Source organism: Salinimicrobium oceani, from assembly GCF_012037645.1.
Genome location: NZ_JAAVJR010000586.1, coordinates 1 through 461, shown reverse-complemented (window position 1 = coordinate 461; position 461 = coordinate 1). Strand labels below are relative to the sequence as shown.

Sequence of the window (461 nt, the reverse complement as noted above, 5' to 3'; positions counted from 1 at the left end):
AGCCTGTAGTTCCCGAAGATTTCAAATCTCCCGATATTGTAATGTTGGGCAACCTGCATCCCCTGGTTCAGCTAAGTGTGCTGGAGCAGCTCCAAAGACCGAAACTGGTAGTGCTGGATACCATGAATTTCTGGATGGACAACACCTGGGATGACCTCATGAAGGTCATTGAAAAGGTGGATGTGCTTACTATTAATGATGAGGAGGCGCGCCAATTAACAGAAGAATATTCCCTGGTCAAAGCGGCAAGGAAAATTGCCAAAATGGGACCAAAATATGTGGTGATCAAAAAAGGAGAACATGGAGCATTGTTGTTCCATAACAACCAGATCTTCTTTGCACCCGCCCTGCCCCTGGAAGAAGTTTTTGATCCAACCGGAGCGGGAGATACATTTGCCGGAGGATTTACGGGGTATCTTGCCCACACCGGCGACCTTTCTTTTAAAAACATGAAGAATGCA

At 46.4% G+C, this 461-nt stretch carries 1 protein-coding gene; it reads left to right on the top strand.

Features of this window, described 5'->3' with window-relative positions:
• Nucleotides 1–461: PfkB family carbohydrate kinase (locus HC175_RS18375; RefSeq protein WP_209310085.1), on the top strand; the 461-nt coding region annotated here is incomplete at both ends.